This window comes from Rhizobium sp. Root483D2, assembly GCF_001426685.1.
GTDB classification, from domain to species: domain Bacteria; phylum Pseudomonadota; class Alphaproteobacteria; order Rhizobiales; family Rhizobiaceae; genus Pararhizobium; species Pararhizobium qamdonense.
Map to the genome: position 1 here is coordinate 39002 of NZ_LMFB01000023.1, position 22240 is coordinate 61241.

The 22240-nt window shown below is 56.4% G+C and carries 21 protein-coding genes; 9 read left to right on the forward strand and 12 right to left on the reverse strand.

Going from position 1 to position 22240, the window contains the following annotated elements:
* Positions 1–94: 94 nt before the first annotated feature.
* Genes cysN through ASD32_RS19980 form a run of 3 tightly spaced genes read right to left on the reverse strand, consistent with a single transcriptional unit; the run spans position 95 to position 3404 of the window.
* Positions 95–1600, reverse strand: a complete 1506-nt coding sequence (gene cysN / locus ASD32_RS19970) for a sulfate adenylyltransferase subunit CysN (RefSeq protein ID WP_060639812.1) — start codon at positions 1598–1600, stop codon at positions 95–97.
* Positions 1600–2553, reverse strand: a complete 954-nt coding sequence (cysD, locus tag ASD32_RS19975) for a sulfate adenylyltransferase subunit CysD (RefSeq protein ID WP_060639813.1) — start codon at positions 2551–2553, stop codon at positions 1600–1602. Before cysD ends, cysN begins: the two co-directional genes overlap by 1 nt.
* Positions 2554–2594: 41 nt before the next feature.
* Complete coding sequence (locus ASD32_RS19980) at positions 2595–3404, reverse strand: phosphoadenylyl-sulfate reductase (protein ID WP_060639814.1); 810 nt, start codon at positions 3402–3404, stop codon at positions 2595–2597.
* Between the two features lie 315 nt (positions 3405–3719).
* Between ASD32_RS19980 and ASD32_RS19985 the strand changes: the two genes are divergently transcribed.
* Both ASD32_RS19985 and ASD32_RS19990 read left to right on the forward strand, forming a co-directional pair.
* Positions 3720–3995, forward strand: a complete 276-nt coding sequence (locus ASD32_RS19985; protein ID WP_060639902.1) for a YlcI/YnfO family protein — start codon at positions 3720–3722, stop codon at positions 3993–3995.
* Positions 3992–4291 carry a type II toxin-antitoxin system RelE/ParE family toxin gene (locus ASD32_RS19990; RefSeq protein WP_060639815.1) on the forward strand — a complete coding sequence of 100 codons (300 nt, stop codon included), beginning with the start codon at positions 3992–3994 and terminating at the stop codon, positions 4289–4291. Before ASD32_RS19985 ends, ASD32_RS19990 begins: the two co-directional genes overlap by 4 nt.
* 2 nt (positions 4292–4293) lie before the next feature.
* On the opposite strand, the gene betA is transcribed toward ASD32_RS19990, so the two are convergent.
* The 4 genes from betA to betI all read right to left on the reverse strand — a co-directional run bounded on the left by betA (position 4294) and on the right by betI (position 9691).
* Positions 4294–5946: a choline dehydrogenase gene (betA, locus tag ASD32_RS19995; RefSeq protein ID WP_060639816.1), complete on the reverse strand. Its 1653-nt coding sequence runs from the start codon at positions 5944–5946 to the stop codon at positions 4294–4296.
* 157 nt (positions 5947–6103) lie between these two features.
* Complete coding sequence (betB, locus tag ASD32_RS20000) at positions 6104–7567, reverse strand: betaine-aldehyde dehydrogenase (RefSeq protein ID WP_060639817.1); 1464 nt, start codon at positions 7565–7567, stop codon at positions 6104–6106.
* Between the two features lies 1 nt (position 7568).
* Positions 7569–9092, reverse strand: coding sequence for a choline-sulfatase (gene betC / locus ASD32_RS20005; protein ID WP_060639818.1), 1524 nt, complete (start codon positions 9090–9092; stop codon positions 7569–7571).
* Positions 9089–9691 (reverse strand): transcriptional regulator BetI, encoded by a 603-nt coding sequence (betI, locus tag ASD32_RS20010; protein ID WP_060639819.1) that lies wholly within the window; start codon positions 9689–9691, stop codon positions 9089–9091. The genes betC and betI overlap by 4 nt, the downstream gene beginning before the upstream one ends.
* A gap of 156 nt (positions 9692–9847) precedes the next feature.
* Between betI and ASD32_RS20015 the strand changes: the two genes are divergently transcribed.
* The 4 genes from ASD32_RS20015 to ASD32_RS29700 all read left to right on the forward strand — a co-directional run bounded on the left by ASD32_RS20015 (position 9848) and on the right by ASD32_RS29700 (position 13932).
* Entirely contained in the window at positions 9848–10285 is a 438-nt protein-coding gene (locus tag ASD32_RS20015; protein WP_060639820.1) for an EamA family transporter, read from the forward strand.
* 119 nt (positions 10286–10404) lie between these two features.
* A complete protein-coding gene (locus ASD32_RS20020; protein ID WP_060639821.1) occupies positions 10405–10953 on the forward strand; it encodes an HdeD family acid-resistance protein in 549 nt (182 codons plus the stop codon).
* A 155-nt stretch (positions 10954–11108) separates the two neighbouring features.
* On the forward strand, positions 11109–12914 hold the full coding sequence (locus tag ASD32_RS20025; protein ID WP_060639903.1) for an EAL domain-containing protein: 1806 nt from the start codon (positions 11109–11111) through the stop codon (positions 12912–12914).
* Between the two features lie 856 nt (positions 12915–13770).
* Entirely contained in the window at positions 13771–13932 is a 162-nt protein-coding gene (locus ASD32_RS29700; RefSeq protein ID WP_156383256.1) for a hypothetical protein, read from the forward strand.
* Between the two features lie 279 nt (positions 13933–14211).
* Here ASD32_RS29700 and ASD32_RS20030 read toward each other — a convergent pair whose 3' ends face one another.
* The 3 genes from ASD32_RS20030 to ASD32_RS29070 form a co-directional block, all read right to left on the reverse strand.
* Positions 14212–15039 (reverse strand): M10 family metallopeptidase C-terminal domain-containing protein, encoded by an 828-nt coding sequence (locus tag ASD32_RS20030; protein ID WP_060639822.1) that lies wholly within the window; start codon positions 15037–15039, stop codon positions 14212–14214.
* Positions 15040–16065: 1026 nt separating this feature from the next.
* The gene (locus ASD32_RS20035) at positions 16066–16725 is read right to left on the reverse strand and encodes a hypothetical protein (RefSeq protein ID WP_060639823.1); all 660 of its coding nucleotides are present in this window, start codon (positions 16723–16725) and stop codon (positions 16066–16068) included.
* Positions 16726–16846: 121 nt separating this feature from the next.
* Positions 16847–17092, reverse strand: a complete 246-nt coding sequence (locus tag ASD32_RS29070; protein WP_082546844.1) for a helix-turn-helix transcriptional regulator — start codon at positions 17090–17092, stop codon at positions 16847–16849.
* Between the two features lie 163 nt (positions 17093–17255).
* On the opposite strand from ASD32_RS29070, the gene ASD32_RS20040 reads away from it, so the two are divergent.
* On the forward strand, positions 17256–17924 hold the full coding sequence (locus ASD32_RS20040) for a hypothetical protein (protein WP_060639824.1): 669 nt from the start codon (positions 17256–17258) through the stop codon (positions 17922–17924).
* Between the two features lie 610 nt (positions 17925–18534).
* Here ASD32_RS20040 and ASD32_RS20050 read toward each other — a convergent pair.
* A complete protein-coding gene (locus tag ASD32_RS20050; protein WP_210171111.1) occupies positions 18535–20091 on the reverse strand; it encodes a hypothetical protein in 1557 nt (518 codons plus the stop codon).
* A complete protein-coding gene (locus ASD32_RS20055) occupies positions 20022–20942 on the reverse strand; it encodes a hypothetical protein (protein WP_060639827.1) in 921 nt (306 codons plus the stop codon). The genes ASD32_RS20050 and ASD32_RS20055 overlap by 70 nt, the downstream gene beginning before the upstream one ends.
* 395 nt (positions 20943–21337) lie before the next feature.
* Here ASD32_RS20055 and ASD32_RS29705 point away from each other — a divergent pair, with 395 nt between their 5' ends.
* Positions 21338–21730 (forward strand): hypothetical protein, encoded by a 393-nt coding sequence (locus ASD32_RS29705; protein ID WP_156383258.1) that lies wholly within the window; start codon positions 21338–21340, stop codon positions 21728–21730.
* 188 nt (positions 21731–21918) lie between these two features.
* Positions 21919–22098, forward strand: coding sequence for a Flp family type IVb pilin (locus tag ASD32_RS20060; RefSeq protein WP_060639828.1), 180 nt, complete (start codon positions 21919–21921; stop codon positions 22096–22098).
* Positions 22099–22240: the final 142 nt, after the last annotated feature.

Sequence of the window (22240 nt, forward strand, 5' to 3'; positions counted from 1 at the left end):
ATAGGTTATTGCTCTCGTCAAACAAGCGTCTACAGGGTTTGTGAGCAGCCTGAAGGGGCCTCGCGGCCCCTTTTATCATAGGCGTTTGGCCGCCTTACCCATCAAGCCCGTTCAGGACGTCGGCGGCCCGGCCGGCGGAGATGCGGCGGATGTCGGCTTCCTCGCGGCGGGCGGCGAAGAGTTCGGTCGCCATCAGCTGGTCGGCGAGATCGGCCGGCAGCGACAGGAGCACCCGGCTTTCTTCGGTATGGATGCCGCCCAGCGACGAGCGCTTGGCGGTAATCATGCCGCCGGCCACCGTATTGTTGGTGTCGGGATCGATCAGGATGAAGGCCCCGGTGGTGCGGTTCTGCTCGTAGGCGTCGAACACGGCCTGTTCGTCGAAGGAGAGATGCACCTTGCCGATGGCGTTCATCGCAAGGCCGTCCGTGTGATGGCTCCATTTGCCGCTCTTCAAGTCCAGCTGGCTCGATGGCTGCACGGTGACGCGCTGGCGGCGCGAGCCGCTCTTCAGCCAATAGCGCTTGCCGGGCTGGATGCCGTCCGATTGCAGGGCAACGAGATGGGCATCAAAGGCAAGGCCGGTCTGCGGCTGGCTTTCCAGCGAAACGATCATGTCGCCGCGCGAGACATCGACCTGGCGGTCGAGCACCAGCGTGATCGCATCGCCGGCAACGGCGGCATTGCGCACGAGATCGAAGGTGACGATCTTGGTAACATTGGCAACCATGCCCGACGGCAGGATGACGACCGAATCGCCGGGCTTCACAGAGCCGCCGGCAACCGTGCCCTGATAGCCGCGAAAGCTTTCGCCCGGACGCGAAACGCGCTGGACGGGCAAGCGGAAGCCGACCGTCTGGGCGGAGCGGACCGTGGCCAGTTCCAGAACCTCGACCAGCGTCTGGCCCTCGTACCAGGGCATGGATGCCTTGCCGTCATAAACGACGTTCTCGCCCTTTAGCGCCGACATCGGGATGGCGGTGATCTGGCGCACGCCGAGCGACAGAGCCAGTTCGCGGAATTCATGGCTGATCTGGTCGAAGCGGGCGCGGTCATAGCCGACGAGATCGAACTTGTTGACGGCCAGCACGAACTGCTTGATCCCCATCAGCGAGGCGATCGTCGCATGGCGGCGGGTCTGCTCCAGCAGGCCGGTGCGGGCATCGACGAGCAGGATGGCGAGATCGGCGGTGGAGGCGCCGGTTGCCATGTTGCGGGTATATTGCTCGTGGCCGGGCGTGTCGGCGACGATGAAGGAGCGGTTGCCGGTGGCGAAATAGCGATAGGCGACATCGATGGTGATGCCCTGTTCGCGCTCGGCCTGCAGCCCGTCGAGCAGCAGCGCGAAATCGGGCAGGCCGAGATCGTTCTGCTTGCCGCTATCACGGCGCAGTGTTGCCGCCTGGTCTTCCTTGACCGCCTTGGTATCCCAAAGCAGCCGGCCGATCAGGGTGGATTTGCCGTCATCGACGCTGCCGCAGGTGATCAGCCGCAGCGGCCGGGTGTCGCGCACAACGCGCGTGGCCTCAGTCGCCGGGAAGGCGGTGACGGTGGCTGTGGACGGCTCGATCGTGTTTTGAGCGATTGCGGAAACGGTCATCAGAAATATCCTTCGCGCTTCTTCTTTTCCATCGAACCGGACTGATCGCGGTCGATGGCGCGGCCCTGCCGTTCAGAAACCGTGGCGATCTCCAGTTCGGCAATGACCTCTTCAAGGTTGGTGGCCTGAGACGGAATGGCGCCCGTCAGCGGGAAATCGCCAAGGGTGCGGAAACGGATCGAGCCGTGCTGTATCTCTTCGCCCGGCTGCAATTCGAGCCGCGGATCCTCAGCCAGGATCATCATGCCGTCGCGCTCGATATAGGGGCGTTCCTTGGCATAGTAGAGCGGCACCAGCGGGATTTCTTCCACCTGGATGTAGCGCCAGATATCCACCTCGGTCCAGTTCGACAACGGGAAGGCGCGCACGCTTTCGCCCTTGCGGATCATGCCGTTATAGACGTTCCAAAGTTCCGGGCGCTGCGCGCGCGGATCCCAGCGATGCTCGGGCGTGCGGAAGGAATAGATGCGCTCCTTGGCGCGGCTGGCTTCCTCGTCGCGGCGCGCACCGCCGAATGCGGCGTCGAAACCGCCGGCATCCAGCGCCTGGCGCAGGCCTTCCGTCTTCATGATATCGGTAAACAGCGCCGAACCATGGGTAAACGGCGTGACGTTCTCGGCCTTGCCGCGCGGATTGATATGCTCGATGAAGTCGAGATCGTATTTTTTGACGATATCGTTGCGGAACGCGATCATCTCGGCAAATTTCCAGCCGGTGTTCACATGCAGCAGCGGAAACGGCACGCGGCCGGGATAGAACGCCTTGCGCGCCAGGTGAAGCAGCACGGACGAATCCTTGCCGACGGAATAAAGCATGACCGGCTTTTCGAACTCGGCCGCCACTTCGCGGAAGATGTGGATCGCTTCGTTCTCGAGCGCCTTCAGATGCGGGTCGAGCGGGGTCTTTGCAGTCTGCGGATTATGCAGTTCCGTTTCCGGAAGAGTACTGGGCATTTCAAGTCTCCGGGAGTGTCTGTGAGGCGGGCCTGCGCGGATTATCGCGCAATGCTGCTGGAAAGGGGGCCGCTGGAAAGGGGGCTGCTGGAAATCGGGCTGCTTGCGGTCGTCTGCGGGATGACCGAAGGTGAAGCCTCGGCGACATGCAGGCCGCATTCGCGCGTCTCGTCGTTTTCCCACCACCAGCGGCCGGCGCGCTCGGGCTCGCCCGGCTTGATGGCGCGCGTACAGGGCTCGCAGCCGATCGAAGGATAGCCGCGCGCATGCAGCGGATTGACCGGGATCGCTGCATCGGCGACATGGGCGCGGATCTTTTCGATGTCCCAATCGGCAAGCACATTGATCTTGATCAGGCCACGGTCGGTATCGGCCTCGGCAAACGGCGTTTCAGCACGGTTGCCCGACTGCCCGCGGCGCAGGCCGGTGATCCAGAAGGATGCCCCGTCAAGTGCGCGCGCAAGCGGCTTCACCTTGCGCGCACCACAACAGGCATGCCTGGCTTCGATACTGTCGTAGAAACCGTTCAGGCCATATTTGGCGGCATAGGCGTCGATATCGTCCTGTTCGGGATAAAAACGCTTGATCAGGATGCCATAGGTCTGCTCGGTCTTGTCGATCAGCGCCACGGTCTCGTTGAAGAGACGGCCGGTCTCGAGCGTCGAAACCTCGATCGGATGCCTGCCGGTGCCGATGGCAGCGGTAATGACCTGATCTTCAATGCCAAGGCTGGTGGTAAAAACCGATTTGCCGTCAAGCGACGCGATCAGCGCCAGCCGGCCGGAGAGATCAAGGCTCTCCAATTGGCTGTTGAGCGCGCTGGCGCGATGTTCAAGCGATGCGGACGTCATGGGAGGATATCCTGTTCTGTTGTCAGGGAATATCGCAGCCATGTGTGACAAAAGACAGAAAAACGGATTTCTAATGTTGGAGGTTCAGAGCAAATATCTCTCCGAACAGCAAAAAACGCAGAATACTCTCTGAAATGACAGAGTTAACGGCTAAAATCTATCAAATTTATAGTTTATTGTTTTAGAAATCACCGATTTTTGCAGGCTGTCGTTCCCTTCCATGACGGGCACCCGTCGATCGCTTTGTCCGGTACGTTGAATTCGTTTGCCGCTTTTGCTATCCTGCATCGCAATTGCGACGCATCGGGTCCGGTCATGAAAACTGCCACGCTTCCTTCGCTCCGGGTCGATCCGGAATTGAGAGCCGCCGCCGAAGGCGTGCTGGAAAAAGGCGAGACGCTGTCGGCCTTCGTGGAAAATGCCGTCAAGGCGCAGGTGCATTTTAGAAAGACACAGGCCGAATTCATCGCCCGTGGGCTTGCATCACGCGAAGAGGCCAAGCGCACCGGAATTTACTACAGCGCAGACGAGGTCCTCGGAGGGCTAAAGGGGATGCTTGAGGCCAAGCGTGCTGAAAACCGTTCGAAATGAGCTATTCGGTCAGGCTGACGGCAAAGGCACGGGAGGATATCAAGCGGCTCTATGCCTATCTGCTGGATCGCGATGAGCCGGCAGCAGGGCGTGCCCCTGATGCGATTGAAAAAGCGGTGACGGTGCTCGAGAGCTTTCCGTTCAGCTGCCGCCAGGCGCCCGGCGACAATTCATTTTTCCGCGAACTCGTCATCTCGTTCGGCTCGTCCGGCTATGTTGCGCTGTTCGAAATCGAGAACCGCGAAACGGTCACCATCCTGGCCGTCCGCCACCAGGGCGAAGACGACTACCACTGAACCTACCGGTCACTCACCTCCCAGCGCGGATTGATCCAGGGTTCCTGGTTGCTGCGGGGCAGGGGCTGTTTGCCGAGGATGTGGTCGGCGGCTTTTTCGCCGGTCATGATCGAGGGGCCGTTGAGGTTGCCGTAGGTGACGTGCGGGAAGATCGATGAATCGGCGACACGCAGATTATCGACGCCGATGACGCGGGTTTCCGGATCGACCACCGCCATCGGATCGTTGCTGTCGCCCATCCGGCAGGTGCCGCAGGGGTGATAGGCGCTTTCCAGATGCTCGCGCAGGAAGGCATCGATCTGGTCGTCGGTCTGGATGCTTTCGCCCGGCTGGATTTCCGGACCGCGATACTGGTCGAAGGCCTGTTGGCCGAAGATCTCGCGGGTGAGGCGCACGCAGTGGCGGAATTTTTCCCAGTCTTCCGGATGGCTCATATAGTTGAACTGAATGACCGGATCGGCCTTCACATCGGGTGAGCGCAGCGTGACAGAGCCGCGCGATTTTGAATGGTTGTAGCCGACATGCACCTGGAACCCGTGGCTCTTGGCCGCCGCCTTGCCATCGTAGGAAATCGCCACCGGCAGGAAGTGATACTGGATATCCGGCTGCTTGACGCCCGGGGCTGAGCGCAGGAAAGCGCAGGCTTCGAACTGGTTGGAGGTGCCGAGCCCGGATTTGGTGAACATCCACTGCGCGCCGGCAACACCCTGCCAGAACCAGGGCAGCCAGGAATAGAGCGACACGGGCTTCAACGAGACCTGCTGGAAATAGAATTCCATATGGTCCTGCAAATTGGCGCCGACGCCTGGGCGGTCGGCCTTGACTTCGATGCCCATGTCTTTGAGATGCGCGCCCGGGCCGATGCCCGACAGCATCAGGAGCTTGGGCGAGTTGAACGAGGAGGCCGAAACGATCACCTCGCGATTGGCCTTCACCACCTCGATCTTGCCGCCGCGCTCGATTTCGACGCCAACGGCCCGGCCGTTCTCGATGACGATCTTGCGCGCATAGCAGCGCAGCAGTTCGACATTGGGACGCTTGAGGGCCGGCTTCAGATAGGCGGATGCCGCCGACCAGCGCCGGCCATTGTGCACCGTCTGCTCCATCAGGCCGAAGCCTTCCTGCTTGGAGCCGTTATAGTCGTCGGTCAGCTCGAAGCCGGCCTGCTGTCCGGCATCGACGAAGGCCTTGAACAGCGGGTTCTTGTAGGAGCCGCGCCGCACATGCAGCGGCCCGCCGGTGCCGCGCCAGCCGTCCTCGCCGCCATGCGAATTTTCCATCCGCTTGAAATAGGGCAGCACATCGGCATAGCCCCAGCCGCGCGCGCCGAGCCCCTCCCACTCGTTATAGTCTTCCATCGAGCCGCGCACATAGACCATGCCGTTGATCGAGGACGAGCCGCCGATCACCTTGCCGCGCGGCGCGGTGATGCGACGGTTGTTGAGGTTGGGCTCCGGTTCGGAAAGATAGCCCCAGTTGTAGCGGCTCATGCTCATCGGCCAGGCGAGCGCTGCCGGCATCTGGATGAACGGCCCGAAATCGCTGCCGCCGAATTCCAGCACCAGCACCGTATTCTTGCCGTCCTCGGACAGGCGGTATGCGAGTGCGGAGCCTGCGGAGCCCGAACCGATGATGACGAAATCTGCGCTTTGCATGGTTGTGTTCCCAGGTTTTATGAGGCGCCTTGTTCACCCTCCCCTTGAGGGGGAGGGTCGGAGCGAAGCGACGGGGTGGGGTGACTTTGTGCGTCCCTGACCGTCACCCCCACCCGCGACTGCGTCGCGACCTCCCCCCTCAAGGGGGAGGTTAAGATCAATACGGCGACTGGACCGGGCTCATCGCCACATAGACGCTCTTTAGCTCTGTGTAGTGATTGAGCGCCGCCAGCGAGTTTTCCCGTCCGAAGCCAGACTGTTTGGAACCGCCGAACGGCACCTCCACCGGCGCCAGGTTATAGGTGTTGATCCACAGCGTGCCTGCTTCCAGCCGGTCGGCGACCCGGTGCGCGCGGGTAAGGTCCGAGGTGAAGACGCCAGCCGAAAGCCCGAATTCGGTGCCGTTGGCGCGTTCGATCACTTCGTCCTCATGGTCGAAATCGAGCACGCACATGACCGGCCCGAAGATTTCCTCGCGCGCGATGGTCATTTCGTCGGTGACATCAGCAAACACGGTCGGCTGGATATAGGTGCCTTCGGCAGAGACGTCATTGGGAATGCCGCCGCCGGTCAGAAGTGTTGCGCCCTCGGCCTTGCCCTTTTCGATATAGGCGAACACCTTGTCGAGCTGGGCGCGCGAGATCATCGGGCCGAGCTGGGTTTCTTCAATCATCGGATCGCCGATGATGATCTTTTCGGTGCGCTCCTTCAGCCGCGACAGGAACCGGTCCTTGATGCCCTTCTGGACGAACACGCGGGTGCCGTTGGAGCAGACCTGGCCGGTCGAATAGAAATTGCCGAGCATGGCGCCGCCGATGGCGCTTTCGAGATCGGCATCGTCAAACACGATCAGCGGCGACTTGCCGCCCAGTTCCATCGTCACATGCTTCAGCTGGGACGCGGCAGCGCCTGCCACCTTGCGGCCGGTCTCGACCGAGCCGGTCAGCGAGACCTTGGCGACGTCCTTGTGGTTGACCAGCAGCGGACCTGTCGAGCGGTCGCCCTGGATGACATTGTAGAGGCCCTTCGGCAGGCCGGCCTCAAACAGGATTTCGGCAATCTTCAAGGCGCCGAGCGGCGTGTTTTCCGAGGGCTTGAACACCATCGCATTGCCGGCGATCAGCGCCGGTGCGCCCTTCCAGCAGGCGATCTGCTGGGGATAGTTCCAGGCGCCGATCCCAACGCAGACGCCGAGCGGCACGCGCTTGGTAAAGGCAAAATCGCCGCCGAGCGGGATGTAATCGCCATTCAGCGCCGCAGCCGCGACGCCGCCGAAGAATTCGAACGCATCGGCGCCCGAGGTCGGATCGGCAACGATGGTTTCCTGGATCGGCTTGCCGGTATCGAGCGTTTCCAGCTCCGACAGTTCGCGGTTGCGGGTGCGCATGATGTCGGCGGCGCGCTTGAGGATGCGGCCGCGCGCCGTCGGGCTCATCGCGGCCCATTCGCCCTGTGCCCGCTTGGCGGCCGCGATCGCCCTATCGACGATGGCGGGCGTGGCGGCATGCAGCCGGGCGATCACTTCGCCGGTGGCGGGATAGATGCTGTCGAAGGCGGTGCCTGCGGTATCTTCGACATAGTCGCCGTCGATGAAGTGGGAGGCTGGTGGCTGGGCTTTCATCTTATTCCCCTCGCGGAAAGCGTTTGGATTCTTCGAGATTGTCGAGATTCATATGGTTGCGCATGTAGCGCTCGGATGCCCTTTGCAGCGGCTGGTGGTCCCAGGGGTAGTAGGCGCCGTTGCGCAGCGCCTCGTAGACCACCCAGCGGCGTGCCTGGCTTTCGCGCACGGCAGCATCGAACGCCTCCATGTCCCAGCGGCTGTCACGCATTGCCTGGAAGGCGCGCAGTGTCGGCGCGTGGGCGGGCACCGCCGCCAGGTTGGTCCTCTCCAGCGGATCGGCGTCGAGATCGTAGAGCTGGTCGGGGTCAAGCACGCAGTGGATATATTTCCACTTGCCTTCGCGGATGCAAACCAGCGGCGCATAGGAGCCTTCGGCGGCATATTCCATCAGCACCGGCGCGATACGCTCTGCGCCGTTGATCAGCGGCACCAGGCTTTCGCCGTCGGTCCAGGGCATGATCTCGTCCATCGAAATCCCGGCGAGGTCGCACAGCGTCGGCGTGAGATCGAGATTGGATGTCGGCGCCAGATGCAGGCCGGGGGTGATGCCGGGACCGGCGACCATCAGCGGCACGCGGGCCGAACCCTCGAAGAAGTTCATCTTGAACCAGAGCCCGCGCTCGCCGAGCATGTCGCCATGATCCGAGCAGAACAGGATCAGCGTATCGTCGAGCATCCGGGTGCGGGTCAGCGTATCCACGAGTTCGCCGACCTTTTCATCCAGGTAGGAAATATTGGCGAAATAGGCCTGGCGCGAGCGCCTGACATTCTCCTCAGACACCGAAAAGTTCTGGTAGTCGCAGGCATGGATCAGCCGCTGCGAATGCGGGTCCTGGTCGGCAAGCGGGATATCGCCGACGTCGGGAAGCAGCTGGCCGCAATCATTGTAGAGATCCCAGAATTTGCGGCGCGCCACATAGGGATCGTGCGGATGGGTGAACGAAACCGTCACCGCCCAGGGGCGGCGGGCTTCGTCGCCGTGTTCGCGGCTGAGATGATAGAGCTTCTGGTTGGCGAGAAAGGCGACCTCGTCGTCATATTCCATCTGGTTGGTGATCTCGGCCACGCCCGCGCCGGTGACGGAGCCGAGATTGTGATACCACCAGTCGATCCGCTCGCCGGGCTTGCGGTAATCCGGCGTCCAGCCGAAATCGGCGGGGTAGATATCCGTCGTCAGCCGCTCCTCAAAGCCATGCAGCTGGTCGGGTCCGACGAAATGCATCTTGCCCGACAGCGCGGTGTAATAGCCCGCGCGGCGCAGGTGATGCGCATAGGTCGGGATCGACGAAACATATTCGGCGGCATTGTCATAGACCTGCGTGCGGCTCGGCAATTGCCCGGCCATCAGCGAGGCGCGGGCAGGGGCGCAGAGCGGCGAGGAGGTGTAATTGTTGCGAAAACGCGCCGAACGCTTGGCCAGTGCCTTCATATGCGGCGCATGCAAAAAGTCCGCCGGACCATCGGGAAAGAACTTTCCGTTCAACTGGTCGACCATGATGATGAGAATGTTCGGCCGGGTCATGCGGCATCTTTCTGTGTCTGGCAGGCATTGAGGTTGAGCGTGATGTAATCGTCGGTCAGCGCGATCGAGGCTTGCGCCGTCACCGGCGAGGAACCGAGCGCCCGGCGAATATAAAGTCCGTCGATCATGGCAGCCGTACCCTCTGCGATGCGCTGCGCATCATCTGCGACACAGAGCGCCTTCAGGTTGGCGACGAGATTGGAATGCAGCCGCCGGGCATAGATGACGAGAAACCGCCGCGTCTCTTCGGAACGTTGCGCCTCGCTGTAGAAGGCAAGCCAGGCGGCGATGGTTTCCGGCGAAAACTGGTCGGCCTGGAAGCTCACCCTAACCATCGCCGACAGGCGCTCGCGCGGCGTTGCGGCTGCCGTGAGCGCCTTCACCGTATCGTCACGCAACTGCTTCAAAAGGGAGCGGACCGTCTCGACCAGCAATTGCTCCTTGCTGCCGAAATAATGATGCGCCAAAGCCGCCGAAACGCCGGCCTGGCGCGCAATGTCGGACATAGTCACCGACAGCGTGCCCTGGTCGCCGATCACATGCAGCGCCGCATCCACAAGCGCCTTGCGGCGCACCGGTTCCATTCCGACTTTCGGCATTCATTGTTCCCTTCGTTGCCGCCACTGTATTTTTGATTGATCCATCAATCAATAAAAAATAAGCGCTGCACCCAAGGATTTTCTTGCCATTCGTAGGACTGCGGCCTCAACTGGCGATGGCCGCGTCACGCGGCGCGGCGAAAGGAATGGGTACCCATGAAAATGCTGTTTTCGTCCTGGCAGGCATGGGCGCTTCTCTCGGCCGCCTTTGCGGCTTTGACGGCGATCTTCGCCAAGATCGGCATCGAGAATGTCAATTCCGACTTCGCCACCTTCATCCGTACGATCGTCATTCTTCTCGCCATCGCCCTGATGCTGTTCCTGACGGGCAACTGGCAGGCGCCTTCGACGGTGTCGGGCAAAAGCTGGCTGTTTCTGGTTCTGTCGGGTCTTGCCACCGGCGCGTCCTGGCTCTGCTATTTTCGGGCCTTGAAAATGGGACATGCGGCGCAGGTGGCCCCGGTCGATAAGCTGAGCGTGGTTCTCGTCGCGCTTTTTGCCGTGCTCTTCCTCGGCGAACGCCTGTCGCCCGCCCATTGGCTGGGCGTCTGCATGGTCGCCGGCGGCGCCGTGCTTCTGGCGCTGAAGATTTAGAGCCTCATTGATCGTACGAGGCGCTAAAAGCCGAAATTTGCAGCCTGGCAGTGCATTTTAAATCCTGTTATTCTATTCAGGATTACATGGAAAATGATCAAATAGCTAGAGGTTGCATCATGGTTGAAGCCGTCAATGTCGCCCTGCGCCCGCCGCTGCGGGAAAAATGGGGCTGGTTCGTCGCGCTGGGCGTGGCGCTGATCATGGGCGGCGGCATCGCGTTCGGCAATGTGCTGGCGGCAACCGTCGCCTCCGTCTATTATGTCGGCATGATCATGCTGATCGGCGGCGCGCTGCATCTGGTGCAGGCGTTCCGGGTCAAGACCTGGGAAAGCGCTCTGTACTGGATCCTCAGCGGCGCCTGCTACACGGTCGCCGGCGTCTTTGCGTTCCTCAATCCGTTGCTTGCCTCTGCCGCCCTGACATTGCTGATGGCAATTGCGCTGGTTATCGCCGGGGCCTTGCGGGTCTGGACGGCATTCAAGCTGCGGCCGCTTGCCGGCTGGGGATGGATTGCGCTCGGCGGCCTCGTCACGCTGATCGCGGGCCTGATCATTGCCGCCGGCTGGCCGGTCAACAGCCTGTGGATCCTCGGCCTGTTCCTGGCGATTGATCTGGTCATGCAGGGCCTCGCCCTCATCGCCTTCGGAGTGCTCGCCAAAGGGTAGCAATGGGTTGCGGTGCTATCTCTGCATTGTATCGCTAACATACCGCAGTCATTGAACTTTCATCAAACTGTCATGCTCTGGAAACGGAAAATTCAGGCTTCCGGACGATCCTTCGCGCGATCTCGAAAATCCGCCCGGAGTTCCGCATGTCCGCCCTGTCCGCCGTCCCTGCCGAAATGCTGTCGCTGCGCCGCTTTGGTGACGACCAGATTCTTACGTTGGCGAAGCTTGCGATCGAAAATGCCTTCCAGCCGATTGCCGAGATCGCCACTGGGGCGGTGTTCGGCTATGAAACGCTGATGCGCGGCTTCGAGCGTCTGGGCTTCAAGTCGCCGGTCGAACTGCTCGACAAGGCGGAGGAGGCGGGGCAGCTTCTGGCGCTGGAGCATATGATCAACACCCGCGCTTTCGCCGGTTTTGCCAGCCTGCCGGATTTTGCCGCGCGTACGCTGTTCGTCAATTTCGACAGCCGGCTGATCGGCCTGGAAGGCGATCTCGTCGAGCGGCTCGGCAATCACCTGAAACGCGCCAATATCCCGCCATCGTCGATCTGCTTCGAATTGTCCGAACGCTTCGACAGCGGCAAGATGCCGGACTTTTCCGGCCTGGTGAAAAGGCTGCGGCTGGCCGGTTTCAAACTGGCGATTGATGATTTCGGCGTCGGGTTCAACGGGTTGAAGCTGCTCTGCGACCAGCCGGTGGATTATCTGAAGATCGACAGGCATTTCATCTCCGGCATCGAATCCAGCCCGCGCAAGCGCCATATGGTGCGCCACACGGTTAATACCGCCCATGTGCTGGGCACACGGGTGATCGCCGAAGGGGTCGAGACCGAAGCGGAATTTGCCACCTGCCGCGACCTCGGCTGCGATCTCGTCCAGGGCTATTTCGTCGCCCGGCCGACCGTGCATTTCGCCGATCTGCAGCCGGCCTATCCGCATCTGGAACAGACCGCCGGCGCAAGGCGCCAATCGACCTCGCTCGACAGTATCCTCATCCGCAAACAGATCGAACAGGTGCCGGCCCTGCGCGAGAACGACGATCTGGACTCGGTGTTCGAACTGTTCCGCCGCTCGCCGCAGCGCAGCTTCTTTCCTGTCCTGAACGCCAATGGCGAGCCGCGCGGCGTGCTGCATGAATATCACGTCAAGGAAATGATCTATCATCCCTTCGGCCGCGATCTCCTCAAGAACCATCTTTACCAGCGCCATATCTCGCATTTCGTCAGCCCGGCGCCGATCGCCGATCTGGAAACGCCGGCCGACGAGATGCTGAAGATCTTTGCCGGCATGGACGGCAGCGACTGCGTGATCCTGACCGAAAACATGCGTTATGCCGGCATCCTGTCGGCGTCATCGCTGTTGAAGATCATCAGCGAAAAGCAGCTGAAGACGGCGCAGGAGCAGAACCCGCTCACCGGCCTTCCCGGCAACCGCGCCATCCGCGACTATGTGCAGGGCGCCGTGCTCGACGCCGACGAGGCGCGCTATTTTTGCTACTGCGATTTCGACAGTTTCAAGCCGTTCAACGATCACTACGGCTTCCAAAAAGGCGATCTGGCGATCTCGCTGTTTGCCGCCCTGATGCGCCGCCATTTCATCGGCGAGGAAAAATTCCTCGGCCATGTCGGCGGCGACGATTTCTTCATCGGCGTCAGCGGCTGGACGCGCGAGGAGGTTTCCACCGTGCTCTTCCGCGTCCTGTCGGAATTCCGCAGCGACGTGCGCCAGCTCTATTCGGCTGAGCATCGCGAGGCCGGCTACATGACCGGCCATGGCCGCAGCGGCGAAACCTCGGTCTTTGCGCTGATGCGCTGCTCGATTGCCGTCCTCATCCTGCCGGAAGGTTTCGTCTTTTCCGACGCCCAGGCCGTCAGCGCCCGCATCGCCGAGATCAAGAGCCTGGCCAAGGACAGCGACGACGGCCTGGTCTTCGAGACATTTGGTGCCGTCGAGGGCTGACCGGCATTTTATGCCTGTATGAAACGAAAACGGGCTGAAACCCATCATGGGTTCCAGCCCGCTTCTTTTAACCTTCCGAGTTCACCGACAAACACGAATTTTGAGATGACCTATCCAGTTGTAACAAAGCAATTTTATTAACTTTGACCCTCGCCGAACAGCCGAACCGTGTCAAGAGGCGAAATTGGCAAAAAATTAACACAAACATTAACAAACCTATCATTCGCTCTACGAAAAAGCCGCCTCAATGGGCGGCTGATAGTCGTTCAAGCTCTTTCAATATTACGAACCTGATTGGCTGGTTGAGATACCTCTTCAGATGCTTCTGCATGGCATCAGGATTTCCCCGGCACTTATCGCGTTTGCATCCTCAACGCTGCTAACAAGGATCAACAGCAAAACTACCGTGGGGTATTACCTGTTGGGGGGGCGGTGGACACGGCGCTATTCATGGGTAGCCGCTTTAATTGTTTGACCATTCGTCACCAAATGGAATTCTATCCATTTAAGACCGTTGTCGCCAGAAATTAATCAGCATGTTCGGGGTAAAGGATTTCGCCTGTCATCAGATCGAATTCGAGTGGTGGTTTACCCGCCTACATCTTGCGGCTTCGAATTTTGGTTTCATTCAAACACGTGGAGAAAACCGCCTTTCCGAACATAGCGCGGGCTTGTTTCGATGTGGAAATGGAGCTTTCACAGAGGGCATTCAGCAGATGCCCAAGTGGAACAATGCCTGATCTAGAAATTTTGCTTAACCGTTTATTTACCTACACCCGCAAGGATTGTGTTGCGGCACAGGGGTGTTGCCGCTGTTACAATTCAGACGCGACTTTTTAGAATGGGGAAAATTACAATGCGATCCAAACACGTTGACGAACTGCTGCGCGCCGCCAAGCTTGCGAGCCTTGCCGAAGGGGACACTATTGGTGCCTATCTCATTGATATGGCGCTTCTGCATAATGCGCAGAATCTAACCGAGAACCGCAAACCGGCTGCTGTCGCAACCGCCGCTTAAGCCGCGAGTATGAGCGAACGGTTCATTGCTTTGGGGCAGTTGATCTCGGTGCAGGAATCATTCCGGGCTTCGGTCGGAGAGGGAGACTAGTTGATCAACGCAGACCAACGCCATCAAAATCTCCGTACCGCCTATGCCACACTTGGCAACTATCAGGCGTGACTGCTCCTCTACAGCTCATCCGAAATCCCGATGAGCGGCGAGCATAGGCAGTTTGGCTGTAGAAGGTTTTGCCCTCGCCAACTTCGGCGATGATCTTATTGGACATGGTACTCAAGTTCAAAGGAGGAAATCGTCTGCATACATCTTGATTTTGCCGTCCAATACAATCTCAAAATCAGCTTTCTTATCGCCGTTCAGATCGCCGTAGATGTGCGTGTCGCCGTCCTTCTCATAATTGTAGTTCAATTGGCCCTTTTTGCCATTGAAGTCTGTCGCACCGAGCCATTTGAAAGGCTGGTTACCCGAATAGTCGGAGCGAGCATCAATTGCACGTAGGTCGATGACATCACGGGTTCCTCCACCCGCAATATGCTGCCAATCGTAGATGATGTCAGGATTTTTCACTGTGCTTTCGTTAATGGCTTTGTAGAGGAAGGTATCAGCGTCTTCACCGCCCCACAGCCTATCACCCCCGGTGCCGCCGTACAGCACATCATCGCCAGCAGAGCCACGGATTTGGTCATTACCCGATCCTGTGATGATATAGTCCATGCTATTGGTGCCAAAGATTTTGTCGGCTTGACCAGTCCCACGGATTTCCTCGATAGCGTCCGTAACTTGAAGCCCGGCGATTGCTCTCGCGGTAGTGCCATCGGACAAAGTCGCGTCTATGGCGAAGTTAGCGTTGTAAGCGTCGAAAGTGTCATATTTCTCGTAATCGAGTCCGGACTTTAGGACAATCTTCGCCCCAACGATCTCGAACAGGTCAGACGGATAGTTTTCCCATTCGAGCATGCCGACATAAACGCGCTCATATGACGAGATCGACACTGAAGTAAAGGAGACCCCAATCATTTCAGTCGAGATGGTGGCGATCTCGGTCCCCAAGGGCGTATCTTCGGGCAGGTCTTTCAAGATCATCGTAATTTTGAGGTTCGCTGGCATTTAATTTCCTCCACAGGGGGCAAATTATCTACGACAAGTATATGTTCGCTGGTGAGTTTCAAAGAAAATCGTTCAATGCTCTGATCCATCCGACCGATAGTTTCGATGTGTTTGCGGATAACTTTTCGTATCGTGTGGTCATTTTGATCACGCAATATTATACAGATGCAAAACAACACCGATAATGTGTTTTGCAAAACCCCTACAAATGTAGTGGTATATCGGCACTCTCGGGAGGGAGGCATCCTTATATTGCAGGCTATGGTATTGTGAGAAATATTGCGCCGCCATCCGGAAACAGGTGGCGGCTTTTTCTCGGTACTACAAACGTCTTGCGAAGTGTTAACGCCTTTCAATCCTTCTAAACGGGCGAGAATGCGAAGCGCAACAGCCTTTGCGTCTTGCGATCACGAATATTCCTATTGCCTTCAGCAATGGCGACCAATAGTGAGCCGAATGGCTGACCGATTTGTCGAGATTAGCGGACCAACGGTGGATGGTCGTGAAGTCCAACGCTCCATTAATCAGCGTCAAGGCCTCAACAGTGTTGATGTAGAGACAAGCGGTGTGTGGCAATAGCCAAGCGAGTAACGATCTTCGGTTAATCGACATGTGTCGTCGAAGATAGAGACAGCCCCAATGTGAGCTTCCTGTGAAGGACGCGATGGCAATTGGCGCAAAGGCACTTGAGGTCGTCTGTGACGGATACATGCCCCGGCTGCATCTCCGCAACATGCGTGCGACTATGATGAACTTCGATACAAGCGGCTCCCGCGTCTTTTCCGTACCGCTCTATTGGATCGAGCCCACAGTCTTCACAAAAAAGCCGTCCGTGCTTTGACATGAACTCCTCGCGTTTCTGCTTTGCCAAACCCGGCTGTCGCTCGCGGACGAGGTGCGATAGGATTTTCGGATTGCCCTCGATCCAGTTTTTCTCTTCCTCGGTCGGTATAAAGCGAACAAGTCCTGCCTGAATTTGAGACTGTTTCGCCTTCGGTCTTCGGACGGAACCACCATCCTTCGGTACTATCCACAAGCCGGCTTTTTCGAGCACGTCGAAACAAATCTGTCCCCACCCGGCGCTGTATGCGCGGGGAAAGCTTCAATGCCAAGTGCTTCTTGAAGCGCGAGACCAAAAACTTTCTTTGGTGCAAGCGGTATCCCATCAGTGGTCATGGCGTCATAATCGCGAGAGGGGGAGAAGTTGGGTGCGTCACCGCCATCGAGTAGAATCTTCACCGCTCGCTCGATTTGATCAATGCTAACCTTTTGAAGTTCGCTTGACGGCAATCGATAAGCATTGCGGTCAGGGTCTTTGGCTCCAATAATCGAAGGCAGCGCCGCAGGGTCTTTGTCCGGAGTTGCTATCAGCAACCGTCGCCATGCGCTGTGGCTGTCGCTTCCCTTGTTCATGTCCTTCACGATAAGGTCAAAGCGTTTCGCGACTGGTGCCTGCCGGTCGAAGGACAAACGTCTCTCGGAAAGAGGCACTTTCTGGACCGGTCTGCTATCCAGATAAATTTCGTAGTTGACGTCGGCATCATCCAGCCTCGCCATTAACAATTCGAGCCCTTCTCGATAATCTCGGTTTCGAGACTTGCCGCTTCGACTATGGAAAATGATACCTAGTTCGTGCGGCTCTACATTTGCGTTGAGCGGCTTTCCATCTTCGGTCGTCAAGATCATCGCAATAGGTCCCTCAAAAGCCGTGACCTAAATGATTACAACGACTCGTATGGGCCTACCATCTCATACCGCCTCCGATATGCGTTTTTCCAGACGGCTCGGATGCCCGAACCGACGTCCTTTACTTTAGAATAATTGGGATGAGATGCCGCAATTCTTCCACGGCATCGAAGCCAATCACGTGTGCCAATCGCACATATTCGATCACATCGATCCGCCTTTCTTTGCTCTCAAGGTGCGCTATCCATGGCTGTGTTTGACCAAGCGCTTTGGCAAGGTCTTCCTGCTTTAAGCCTGCGGCTTTGCGCTTCTCAATGATGAGATCAACAAGAGCTATTTGCCCTTCTGAACGAATAGTTTTCTGCAAGAAAGTAGCCCCTTGATTGAAAGGGCTCTTCAGATATATGTAAAAAATCAATATGGAAAAATTCCATATTAGCAGTTAATTATATTATTGAGTTGTATTTGGGGTGGGGGATACGTTGAAATCAGAAAAGCTGCTCACAGATTGTTCGGCTTGTGGAAAACAGGTGGCAATCAAAGCCAAAACTTGCCCGCATTGTGGGGCGAAGGTCGCTCGTTCTTCCAAGTGGAAATGGATTGTTGGGGGTGTGGTGGTGCTAACCGTAGCCTCATCGCTCGCAGGGACCAAAAAGCCTAGCACCGTTACGGCGCAACCGAAGGCGGACCAATATTCATCTACAGCGGTTGCTCAACCATCTGAAGCGGCAGCTCTACCCGAGAAGCAGCGTGCCTTCCTTGCGATGATCAAAGACTATAAAACGCGGTTCGGTGCGGCAACGAACGAGCTTCAAGAAAGTGCGTTGGAACTTGAACGGGTAGATTCCGTTGCGAAGCTTCTTGGTTCGGGCCTCCCGGTTCAAAATTGGATTGGGAAGATCACCAGTCTTGAAACAAACACTCAAGGCAAAGCCGCGATCACGGTAGAATTGTCACCCGAAGTCAGCCTTTTGACATGGAATAACATGCTCGGCGACATGGCTTACCCGACCATGATCAACGTTGGAACGCCAGTTTACAAATCATTGATGAACATGGCTGTCGGCGACAAAATTATTATCTCTGGCTCATTCGTGGTGACAAACGAGCGCAAAATTTTGGAAGGGAGCATGACAATCGCCGGAGCGATGAAGTCTCCGGAGTTCCTATTTCAGTTTAACGAAGTTTCGAAACTGTAGGAGGATGCCGAAGCGTCGTCGCTGATAAAGGCGACGACACCTGCTACGGTTAAGTCCCGGCTTTCGCGAGAAAGCGTATGTAAGTTAGTAATATTCAATATACGCTGGCCTCCCACTCAATGTACCAATCTAGTGACTGCGCTGATACGTCAAGCAAGGCTCCTATTTGCCAGACGGCAGTTTCATCATCTCCTTGTCGGCGAGCCGACGTTTTCACCTCAAAGCGAGCACGTGGCGGTTCGCCGACAGTCTCCGATATAGGGGTTCTGAGGCGTCGTTCTGCCTCCTCCGCGTCCGAAGCTGCGACGGAAACCACGATCCGGGGATGGAGAGTTCCGTAGCCATTCGACTGCAGCATTCTGATTTTCCTTTCGATTGTTCGATGTTGCCAGAGGGATGAATCTCTTTTGTAAAGCCTTCGCCGGTCTCCGGACACTTCGCGGACGATGGAAACTCGATTTTGGGGGCAGAATATTCGCGGGCGTATGCAGAATATCAAACATCCTCTCACGAGAACGACACCGCAGCCGGAACGTATTCGAGGTGCGGTGTCTGCTGGTCGTAGTCGTTGTGGAGGTCAATGCTCCTTTCTGGTGATTAGAGTTGCGATTCAATTCGTGATGAGGGCGGTCAAGGACGTTTGCCTTGACCGATTGAGACTGCCTACCAGCCGCTTTGCTGCACCTCGATCTTTACCGAACAAATTGACGGCGGCGTTAAGTGAGCGAATTGCCTCATGGTCCGGAACCTTATGGGTATAAACAAGCGCAATCCCTGCTTGTTTGAATGCGTCATCACGGTTGCCGGGAGCCGCAGCGGCGGCAATATCACGAACAATTGCATCGATATCAGCCGATTCAAGTGCTGTTTGATCAGCCTTGGTTTCAGCTTCCGTTTCCTGTTCCGGTGTTTTCGGAACCTGTCTGGTGAGATAATCTTGCACATCCAACAAGGAATATTCCTTGGTCATGATGTTCTTCCAGCGACGCTTTGCAATGACGAAACCTTGCCCAAACTTCGAGTCGCATGGCATCGCAATCCATTTGTTGATTGAGCCGTACTTGGCTTCAATCGGCAAATCCTTCTTACCGAACCGAGATTCGAGAAGCGCGCGAACAACCTTGAAGATGTGACGATAATTGCCTTCGTTTACCGCCCGCGACAACGGAATGAGAACGTGGAAACGATACGGGAAACCCTTGTGGCTGAAACTGTTGTAGATGAAGTTCGTGAAGCCTAAAGACGCGAGATAATCGGATACTGCTTCCGGCTTGTGGATTGAGTCATCGATATCGAAAGCCAGCATCTTGGATGTGGTCAGATTGCCAGCGATTTCGGCGGCACCAAGGTCACTGAACGCACCTTCTCGGAATTGGGAGCAATGAGCCTTGAACTTCAAAGGCATCTCACCAGCGCGTTCCATGAGACGGAACAGGTCTTCAATAGCATACGTCTGATAGGTCGGTTCTTTATCGGCGCCAGTTGACCAGATACGAGCGCCAAAGCCTTCATATTGTGGTGTGGCTTCATCGGCGGCAAGACGCTCCTTCTCAGCCTCATTTGCCCGATAGCGAGCGTTTGCGCCGACAGCAGCCGCCTTCGGATCGTAAGGAGCTTTCTTCTGTTCCTGAAGCTTCTCAATGCCAAGATCGATAAAGGTCGGTTCACCGCAACCGATCATGGCTTGCATCCGCATTGCAGTTTGACGGTCGAACACGATCAGGGTCAGTTCTTCACCTTCACCATAGACGCGGTCATAGTCGCGCAAGCTGGTCCTGCCCAAAAACTGGTAAATCCGCTCAAAGGTCATGGAACGAACGGCTTCGTCACGCGAGATGGTCAGGAAGTCATCGAAGAAGTGGAAATCCATGGGCGTGTAGTTCAGCGCCGCCATATGAATTGCCATGTCATAGTCAGCCAGACCATTCCAGCCACGCGGGTCGGGCGAAACCCTGAGACTGGTCTTGTCTTCAGGATTAGAGGTGTTTTCAAGCGACCAGCGGTAATCGTCCTGTTCAACCCATTTTCCATCGATCTTGACGGACTCCGGATTGTTCATTGTGAAGATGTGGCGTTTGTTCGGGAACATCTTCGCAATCATCGCGGCGGCTTTATCGAAGAATGTCTGAAACCCAACTTCCGCGTCATGAGCAAAGTCTTTGAGCAATTGCGGTGTGAGAAATAGAAAATCTTGGTCTGCTTCGCTTTGTGCGAATGGTCGTCGTAAAAGCCTTTGATTATGCCGTGCGGGACAAATCGAATGTTTTGCTCATGCACCATGTAAAGGAAACTATCCCTGAAATTTGCACCAAGGATCGTGACCGATTTAAAGCCGAGAAAGACAGACGGTTGCATCAAGGTGCAAAATGTCAGTCGAATGCCGTCACTATCAATGAATTTGTTGTGCGCTTCCGTGTCGATGACCATGCGGTAATGCTCGCACATCAATGTTTCCAGGATTTTTGGTAGCGATGGCTTATCGTTGCCTCTTTTATCTTTCTGTGGGGCAAAGCTGACCAGTCGTTCCGCACGCCATTTGGAAAGAAATTCAACACCCTCATTTGAGATGCACAGATCAAGGAAAGCGGCGTTCTCTTTTGTAGGAGACACCGTGAAATAGTTGCGAACGTCCTTTTTGGAAAGCACCATCCCTTCAACATAAAACGACTCATAGATGTTGGGGATTTCGTCAATGAAGAGATGGTAATCCGCCATGTACATGCGGTTGAGCTTCAATATGACATCAAGGTTCGCAATGATCACCTTATGTTCGCCAGTGCCGGTTGCCGCAATCAACGCTTGCTGACAATTGGTCCCGTTTTCACTGTCGATCTGAAGGACGGAAACGCCAGCCTTTTCAAGCTTTGCAGCGGTCTCTTTGCTCAGCGTGGTGTTGGGAGTGGCAATCAGAAATTTATCTGATGCAGGTGATGATGCGATAAAATCAATTGTACGGCTGGTCTTGCGAGCGCCAACGAGAGCATCAACGAATTGTACGGTAGGTAATTTTTGTGACATGAATCCTTTCTGCCTTGGTGTTGAAATAGAAAAAGGTCTCGCGCCGGTTGGACATTCGCGAGACCTTTGACCAAATCTATTCAATGGCATTAAGGATTGCGGAACTAACCGATTGTCTTGACCTATGGAAAAATAAGCCAAGCGTCCAACCGGCTTCGTTCCAATGTTTTATATAGCGTTCTGGGGAGTTGCATTCGGGTCATCTAGACCGGTTTTGCAAAAATAACTATACAGATATAAAGATTTCTTGGCAATCGATATTGTAAGATTTTGTAATCATACTTCCCGACAAATAAGCTTCAAATCGCATTCCAACTTATGGGTAATCGAAAAAACTTAGCAGGAAATGCTCATAGTAAGCCTAAGGAATTCCTTAGACTCGTTATGAGCAAAAAGTGACAAATTTTTCGACTTCCAATCGGTTGGAATGCCACCAATTGCTTTCTGTACCCCATGGCGACCAGCTGCCCACATGCTATGGCGCTGAAGACGACTTGAGAGTTGCCCGTCTCGCTACCGATCAGCCGCCGCTTGCCGCTCGATATGCCGCCGTTCGCCGGGAAGATGCCGTTCGTCTTAACACACCCGGAATTCCACACGGTTCATATAAAAACTTAGAGCAGGGGCATGAGCCCCAACTGCCCGACCGTTATGCCGCTAAAAATCGTCCAGAAAAATTCGGCGTACCAAAAAGCGACAAGAATATTGTTTTCCTCACATCCATCGACGTTTCGCCCGGATTCGAAACACTCCGCTTTAATCCAGCCGAAATCCCGCAAGCAACGTGATCCTATATGGTGCAGAAAATGCGAAAATACACCGCTTGCGAGGGCAGATACCGCGCCTCGACAATTTGATGCTTCAGTTTCATTTTCGGTTAACTGATCTTATTAGCAAAAATTCAAACAGCCTCGTTTAAACCTCTTCTCACGGCGGAACAAAGTGGTTCCACGGCAACGAGATCAGGAGAGATTTAATGTCGAAGATTTTTGCACGTTTCATGAAAGACGAATCTGGCGCAACCGCAATTGAATACGGTCTCATTGCCGCTCTGGTTTCGGTAGCCCTGATCGGTGGCGCAACAGCACTCGGTTCCTCGCTCGACGCGACGTTCACAAAGCTGTCCGGTGATCTGGACGCTGCGAAAACCAATTAAGCGATTTACGAGGCGTTAAGGTTTACGCCTTATACAGATTTTGACCTCCACCACGTGGTTGTCAGCACAAACTTACACCGGACAATGAGGGTTCCCCCGTTGTCCGGTTTTTTGTGTTTGGTCTCCGGTGGGGCTCGTCATC

Bases quoted from the DNA above. Each gene is read 5' to 3' on its own strand.
- cysN (WP_060639812.1), bottom strand. From the start codon at position 1,600: ATGACCGTTTCCGCAATCGCTCAAAACACGATCGAGCCGTCCACAGCC.
- betC (WP_060639818.1), bottom strand. From the start codon at position 9,092: ATGACCCGGCCGAACATTCTCATCATCATGGTCGACCAGTTGAACGGA.
- ASD32_RS20015 (WP_060639820.1), top strand. From the start codon at position 9,848: ATGAAAATGCTGTTTTCGTCCTGGCAGGCATGGGCGCTTCTCTCGGCC.
- ASD32_RS29700 (WP_156383256.1), top strand. From the start codon at position 13,771: ATGCGATCCAAACACGTTGACGAACTGCTGCGCGCCGCCAAGCTTGCG.
- ASD32_RS19990 (WP_060639815.1), top strand. From the start codon at position 3,992: ATGAGCTATTCGGTCAGGCTGACGGCAAAGGCACGGGAGGATATCAAG.
- betI (WP_060639819.1), bottom strand. From the start codon at position 9,691: ATGCCGAAAGTCGGAATGGAACCGGTGCGCCGCAAGGCGCTTGTGGAT.
- betB (WP_060639817.1), bottom strand. From the start codon at position 7,567: ATGAAAGCCCAGCCACCAGCCTCCCACTTCATCGACGGCGACTATGTC.
- ASD32_RS19985 (WP_060639902.1), top strand. From the start codon at position 3,720: ATGAAAACTGCCACGCTTCCTTCGCTCCGGGTCGATCCGGAATTGAGA.
- ASD32_RS20030 (WP_060639822.1), bottom strand. From the start codon at position 15,039: ATGCCAGCGAACCTCAAAATTACGATGATCTTGAAAGACCTGCCCGAA.
- ASD32_RS20035 (WP_060639823.1), bottom strand. From the start codon at position 16,725: ATGATCTTGACGACCGAAGATGGAAAGCCGCTCAACGCAAATGTAGAG.
- betA (WP_060639816.1), bottom strand. From the start codon at position 5,946: ATGCAAAGCGCAGATTTCGTCATCATCGGTTCGGGCTCCGCAGGCTCC.
- ASD32_RS20020 (WP_060639821.1), top strand. From the start codon at position 10,405: ATGGTTGAAGCCGTCAATGTCGCCCTGCGCCCGCCGCTGCGGGAAAAA.
- ASD32_RS19980 (WP_060639814.1), bottom strand. From the start codon at position 3,404: ATGACGTCCGCATCGCTTGAACATCGCGCCAGCGCGCTCAACAGCCAA.
- cysD (WP_060639813.1), bottom strand. From the start codon at position 2,553: ATGCCCAGTACTCTTCCGGAAACGGAACTGCATAATCCGCAGACTGCA.
- ASD32_RS20055 (WP_060639827.1), bottom strand. From the start codon at position 20,942: ATGTCACAAAAATTACCTACCGTACAATTCGTTGATGCTCTCGTTGGC.
- ASD32_RS20060 (WP_060639828.1), top strand. From the start codon at position 21,919: ATGTCGAAGATTTTTGCACGTTTCATGAAAGACGAATCTGGCGCAACC.